This window comes from Thiolapillus sp., assembly GCF_048562965.1.
Lineage (GTDB): Bacteria > Pseudomonadota > Gammaproteobacteria > Chromatiales > Chromatiaceae > Thiolapillus > Thiolapillus brandeum_A.
In genome coordinates, this window is record NZ_JBHNMF010001431.1 from 1 (window position 1) to 629 (window position 629).

The 629-nt window shown below is 59.1% G+C and carries 1 protein-coding gene; it reads left to right on the forward strand.

Annotated features, from left to right (window positions below; all coding sequences use genetic code 11):
* A partial coding sequence (locus tag ACOCD2_RS24765; RefSeq protein WP_419626339.1) for an N-6 DNA methylase occupies positions 1-629 on the forward strand: 629 nt, incomplete at both ends.

Below are 629 nucleotides of genomic sequence, written 5' to 3' on the forward strand. Positions count from 1 at the left end.
CATCGGCCACGTCTACGAAGGCCTGCTGGAACACACGGTCGAATGTGCCAAGGAAGTGATCTTGGATCTGGATGCCACCAAGAGCTCCAAGAAGCCTTGGGTAGGTCTGGAAGAGTTGGAAGCGGCCGAGGAAGGGAAGGCCGTCGAGAGACTGCTGAAGGAACGTACCGGCAGTGCCATCTCCAGAGTCCGCAACGACTTGAAAAAGCCCGTCTATCCCGAGGATAACGCCAGATTGCTCGCTGCCTGTCACAATGACCAGGCGCTGTGCGATCGTATCACTCCCTATTTCCAGCTGCTGCGTATCGACAGTTGGGGTTACCCCTTGGTCTATCCCCAGGGATCCTACATGGTGACCACGGGGGCCGATCGCAGGGAGACGGGTACCCATTACACTCCCAAGTCGCTCACCGAGGCTATCGTCACTGAGACACTTGAGCCGGTCGCCTATGTTGGGCCGGCCGAAGGTGAGTCACATGAGAACTGGCGACTCAAGTCCTCGGAAGAACTCCTCGACCTCAAGGTTTGCGACCCGGCGATGGGGTCGGGAGCATTCCTGGTGCAGGCCTGTCGCTGGCTCTCCGAGCGGTTGCTCGAAGCCTGGCAGGATGAAGAACGCGCCGGCAAGT